At 47.0% G+C, this 2523-nt stretch carries 5 protein-coding genes and 1 pseudogene; all 6 read left to right on the top strand.

Annotated features, from left to right (window positions below):
* Positions 1 to 200, top strand: a 200-nt coding sequence (locus PSI14_RS19770; protein WP_273577687.1) for a hypothetical protein, incomplete at its 5' end; no start/stop codon positions are given.
* Entirely contained in the window at positions 197 to 364 is a 168-nt protein-coding gene (locus tag PSI14_RS19765; protein ID WP_273577686.1) for a hypothetical protein, read from the top strand. The genes PSI14_RS19770 and PSI14_RS19765, both read left to right, overlap by 4 nt.
* Positions 361 to 696 (top strand): hypothetical protein, encoded by a 336-nt coding sequence (locus tag PSI14_RS19760; protein WP_273577685.1) that lies wholly within the window; start codon positions 361 to 363, stop codon positions 694 to 696. The genes PSI14_RS19765 and PSI14_RS19760 overlap by 4 nt, the downstream gene beginning before the upstream one ends.
* Before the next feature lie 8 nt (positions 697 to 704).
* Positions 705 to 1370 (top strand): exodeoxyribonuclease X, encoded by a 666-nt coding sequence (exoX, locus tag PSI14_RS19755; protein WP_273577688.1) that lies wholly within the window; start codon positions 705 to 707, stop codon positions 1368 to 1370.
* 2 nt (positions 1371 to 1372) lie between these two features.
* Positions 1373 to 2230, top strand: coding sequence for an ATP-binding protein (locus PSI14_RS19750; protein WP_273577684.1), 858 nt, complete (start codon positions 1373 to 1375; stop codon positions 2228 to 2230).
* Positions 2231 to 2523, top strand: a pseudogene (ssb1, locus tag PSI14_RS19745) (single-stranded DNA-binding protein SSB1); the annotation flags it as partial. It lies immediately after the preceding gene.

Raw genomic sequence — 2523 nt, 5'->3', positions numbered from 1 at the left:
TAAAAATTGATCTCAGTGATGGCCGACTCAGAACTGAGTCTAACGGACGAGGCGGAACCGTATTAATCATTGATGATGATACCAAATGGCAACTGGAAGGAGACGGCAAGGAAATCATGCGCAATACCACTTATTTAGAGCGCGAGGATATTATTTCAGTGCTCAATGACCATTATCAGGATGAAGAGGTAACCGCATGAGACATTTCGATTGCAACCCCTGCGGCGCTCAGGATGAGCAGCAGGAACGGAAATACACGGACGAACAAATAGCCGAGCACAGGGAACTGGAACACCAGAGGGAGGTTTTGGGTCGGCATGGATTGCCCGTCAGTGCTCAGGATTTTGCGGGGGATTTCACATGAACCTGTATCCCCGGCGCTCAACAGGACGTTTTGTGCCGAAAGACCCAGCAGAGAGACAGCAATATCTCAGGGAACTAGTCGCAGCCATCACCAGTCACACCGCTCACCCCGCAATGATGACCGCAACGGAACGCGTTAACGCAGAGTGGATATGGAACATCAACCACCTCGCCGCATTCAATCCCCCACTACCCCAGCACATGGCAGAGCAACGCGACGAACAGGAGCGGCAGGCGTGGCGGGATTATTACGAAAATCATCACACAGAATATGACCATTATCGGGGTTATTCACCGACCCGCCGTGATGGTGGTATCTGGACAGGAGATTAAAATTGACGATTTATAGAGTAGTAGACACAGAAACATGTGACATGGACAGTGGAATTGTTGAGATAGCCAGTATTGATGTCGTGGATAACGTCATTGACTACACCACCCAGCAATCCCATTTCGTAGACCCTCAAAAACCCATCTCAATTAGCGCAATGGCTATTCACCATATTACCGATGAAATGGTCGCTAATTCTCCGCTAATAAATGATGTCATTGATAAATACAAAGGGGCTGATTTTCTGGTTGCTCATAATGCCGCTTTCGATTCACACATGATGCCGGAGATGGACGTACCGTTTATCTGCACATTGAAATTAGCCACGCGTTTGTGGCCAGACATGGAAAGTCATAGTAACCAATATCTACGGTATGCACTCAAACTGGATGTTTTTGTACCGGATGGGTTACATGCACACAGGGCGCTGTATGACTGCATAGTCACAGCCGCACTATTTAAGTGTATCAAGGATGAGTCAGGTTGGTCTGATGAGGAAATGTTGGAAATTAGTCACCAGCCCTCATTACTGTACAAGTTCAGGTTTGGCAAGCACAAAGGCATGACATTTGAAGAGGTTTGGCAAACTAACCCCAGCTATTTTGCATGGCTATTAAAGCAGCCTGACATTGATCCTGATATTGAATTTACCATCAATTATTGGTTAGCGAGGTAATCATGAAATTTGCTAAAGCAATGCGAAAACAAGCCAAACTGAGACTGGCCTTAACTGGCCCCAGTGGTTCAGGGAAAACCTATGGGGCATTAACTATAGCTAAGGGACTAGGTGGCACAACGGCGGTTATCGACACAGAAAAAGGCAGCGCATCACTCTATTCTGACAGATTCAACTTCGATGTTCTGGAATTAGCCCCGCCATTCACACCAGAGAGATTCATTGAGGCCATCAACGCCGCTCAGGATGCTGGGTACGACAACCTAATAATTGACAGTATCACCCATGAATGGAGCGGTACGGGTGGCTGTCTGGAAATGCTGGATGGATTGGCTAAGGCAAAATATCGAGGGAATACGTGGTCAGCATGGAGCGACATCACACCTCGTCATAATAAATTTCTGGATGCGATATTGCGTTCAAACGTGAATATTATCGCCACCATGCGCAGTAAAACGGAAACTGCACAGGTCGATAATGGCAACGGGAAAAAGCGCGTTGATAAATTGGGTATGAAATCAGAACAGCGCGACGGTGTTGAGTATGAATTTACTACGGTTCTGGATTTGAACCATGAAACTCACACCGCCACAGCCAGCAAGGACAGAACAGGGTTGTTCAGTAATGCTGATTTCACCGTCATTGATGAGGGAACAGGTAAACGATTAATGGACTGGCTGAACGATGGAAGAAGTAAAGCTGAGATAGATCTGACTCACTTTACTGAAAGCGCAGGAAAAGCACAGAGCATAGATGAATTAAAAGCCGCGTTTGCTGAGGCCTATAAATCGCTCAGGGATACGCCGGAGCAAGGGAAAGCGCAGGAAATATATGAACTCAGGAAATCAGAGGTGGCATAAATGGCACAACGTGGAGTTAACAAGGTCATTCTGGTTGGTAACTTAGGCCAAGACCCCGAAGTTCGCTATATGCCGAATGGCGGTGCAGTCGCCAACATTACTCTAGCAACGTCTGAGAGCTGGCGTGACAAGCAAACCGGTGAGATGAGAGAGAAAACCGAATGGCATCGCGTAGTGATATTCGGCAAATTGGCAGAAGTCGCCGGTAAATACTTGCGTAAAGGTTCTCAGGTTTATATCGAAGGTGCTTTACAGACTCGCAAATGGCAGGATCAGAGTGGTCAAGATCGTTA

Source organism: Xenorhabdus anantnagensis, from assembly GCF_028598555.1.
Classification (GTDB): Bacteria; Pseudomonadota; Gammaproteobacteria; order Enterobacterales; family Enterobacteriaceae; genus Xenorhabdus; species Xenorhabdus anantnagensis.
Note: the sequence above shows the minus strand (reverse complement) of the source record. Positions and strands in the feature narration are given on the sequence as shown.